The sequence below is a fragment of the Candidatus Angelobacter sp. genome (assembly GCA_035607015.1).
Classification (GTDB): Bacteria; Verrucomicrobiota; Verrucomicrobiia; order Limisphaerales; family AV2; genus AV2.
Map to the genome: position 1 here is coordinate 1 of DATNDF010000472.1, position 2565 is coordinate 2565.

The 2565-nt window shown below is 60.0% G+C and carries 3 protein-coding genes; all 3 read left to right on the plus strand.

The features are described 5' to 3' along the window. Window positions 1–828: ABC transporter substrate-binding protein/permease (locus VN887_18870; protein ID HXT42078.1), on the plus strand; the 828-nt coding region annotated here is incomplete at its 5' end. Continuing rightward, on the plus strand, window positions 815–1567 hold the full coding sequence (locus VN887_18875) for an amino acid ABC transporter ATP-binding protein (GenBank protein ID HXT42079.1): 753 nt from the start codon (window positions 815–817) through the stop codon (window positions 1565–1567). The genes VN887_18870 and VN887_18875, both read left to right, overlap by 14 nt. Before the next feature lie 272 nt (window positions 1568–1839). Beyond that, on the plus strand, window positions 1840–2565 hold a 726-nt coding region (locus VN887_18880; GenBank protein HXT42080.1), incomplete at its 3' end, for a right-handed parallel beta-helix repeat-containing protein.

The window sequence follows — 2565 nt, forward strand, 5'->3', positions numbered from 1 at the left end:
GTCGGCCTGCGCAAAAAGGACGCCGCTCTGTTCGCGGCCATCAACAAGTCAATCGAAGAACTCGCCGGAGATCACACGTTGGAACGCATTTACCGGAAATACGGCGTCTGGGACGAACGCCAGGAGCATTTGAAGGATTACCAACCCGAAGTCGTGCCGGAGAAAAAAGCAATCTCGACACTGCGTGAGTGGCCGAAGTATCTGCCGCTCCTGCTGCGCGGCGCGGTAACCACGGTGGAACTGTCAATCCTCGGCATGGCCCTCGCAATCGCGGCGGGCCTGGTCGTCGTGCTGCTGCGGCTTTACGGGGTCGCGCCGGTGCGCTGGCTGGCGCAGGCGTACGTCGAGGTCATCCGGGGCACACCGCTGCTCATCCAGCTTTTCCTGATTTACTATGGCCTGCCGGAGATCGGCATTCGCCTGAACGCCTTCTTCGCGGCGATTCTTGGACTGGGGCTGAATTACGCGGCCAGCGAGGCGGAGAATTATCGCGCCGGCATCCAGGCCGTGCCGCAGGGTCAAACCGAAGCCGCACAAGCGCTCGGCATGAGCCGGTGGCAGACGTTGCAACATATCGTGCTGCCGCAGGCGTTCCGGCTGGTGATCCCGCCGATGACCAACGACTTCATCGCCATGTTCAAGGACTCGTCCATCGTTTCCGTGATCACGATGGTGGAGCTGACGAAGGTTTATGGAATGCTGGCGATGTCCACTTACGATTACATCGGTCTGGGTCTGATGACCGCCGGGATTTATTTCGCCCTGAGCTATCCGGCCTCGATTTTTGCAAATCATCTGGAAAGAAAGTTGCGTTATGATCGCCGTTGAAAATCTGGTCAAATCGTACAATTCCAATCGCGTGTTGCACGGCATCGATCACGAGCAGGGACGCGGAGAGGCCGTCGTCCTGATCGGCCCGAGCGGCTGCGGCAAGAGCACTTTTTTGCGCTGCCTCAACCAGCTCGAGACCGCTGATGGCGGTCGCATCACGATTGACGGCCTGACCATCGAGGGCGGACGTCCGCCGCGGACGCGCGAAGAACGCGAGCAGCAGCGTCAGTTGCGGATGCGCGCCGGCATGGTCTTCCAGGCTTTCAACCTGTTCCCGCACCTCACGGTTTTGCAGAACGTCACGCAGGCGCCCGTCGTCGTGAAAGGCATGTCGCAGAACGAAGCCGAAACCCGCGCGCGTGATTTGCTGGCCAAGGTCGGCCTCGAAAGCAAGGCAGACGCCCACCCCGCGCAGCTTTCCGGCGGACAACAGCAACGGGTCGCGATTGCCCGGGCGCTGGCGATGGAACCGCGGGTGATGCTTTTCGACGAGCCGACCAGCGCGCTCGATCCCGAACTGCGCGACGAAGTGTTGCGGGTAATGCGACAACTGGCCGAGGAAGGCATGACCATGATCGTGGTGACGCACGAGATGCAGTTCGCCCGTGACATGGCGGACCGCGTTCTGTTCTTTGACGCGGGCCGCGTGGCGGAATCCGGACCGCCCGACCAACTTTTCTCCAATCCCCGGCACGAACGCACGCGCGAGTTCCTGAGCCGGGTGACAACCCGCTAGAATTCGAGACTCCCCAATACCGCCGGCACATCTGCTGTTCCTCGATCTCAATTCGATTTGACTGTGCTCGGAAGCGGTCCCCCGCTATATCAAGAACAATGAACCACGCCCGAATGCCGGAGACGTTTGCCGATAAACGCTCGCCACGATACGGTTGCGGACAACCTCCAGTTCAACGACAACCCGTTTCCCCTCTCCGACTTCGGCTTCTTTTCTTTTGCTGCTCATTGGCGGCGCTTGTAAACGGCGCGACACCGGTTTCAACCACCGACGTGCCAACGATCGTGGTTACGAACGATCTCGTGTTGACGAAAGAAGCGACCTTGAAAACGCGGCTCGTCGTTCGCTCGAGCCACGTGACGATTGACGGCAACGGCGCGACGCTGCAAGGGCCGGCTTCTGTCGGGGACACGAATGCGCTGGCGCAAGCGGGCACAGGCGTTTTGATCGAGGACTGCGTCAACGTGACGATCCGTAATCTGAAGGCGCGCGGCTTTGCCACCGGGCTGGTTGCGCGCGACAGCCGGGCGCTGCTTATCGAACATTGTGATTTTTCCGACAACTATGACAACCCGAAGCACGGCTGGGGCGAGCTGCCACCCCGCGGCGGCATCCTGTTTGAGCGCGTCCGGCAGAGCGTGCTGCGCGGCAACAAGGCTGGCCGGGTGTGGGACGGCCTTCATCTGGTCGGGTCGGATGAAAATCTGGTTGAAGACAATGATTTTTCTCATTGCTCGAACACGTGCGCGAAGTTGTGGCACGCTTTGCGAAACCGTTTCCTGAACAACAACCTCTCCTATGGCATTCGCATCGACCGCGCCGCCGGGGAAGTTCATGCGCGGGACTCGACTTCCGTGCTGATTGAAAGCGGTTCGGACAACAACTATTGGTTTCGCAACGACATCAGCAACGGAGGCGACGGAATTTTCATCCGCGTGCTCAACGGCTGGGTTTCACGGGGCAATGTGTTCGTGGAGAACGACGCCTCTTATGCAAAC

Coding starts and splice junctions, on each gene's coding strand:
- VN887_18875 (HXT42079.1), top strand. CDS start 815: ATGATCGCCGTTGAAAATCTGGTCAAATCGTACAATTCCAATCGCGTG.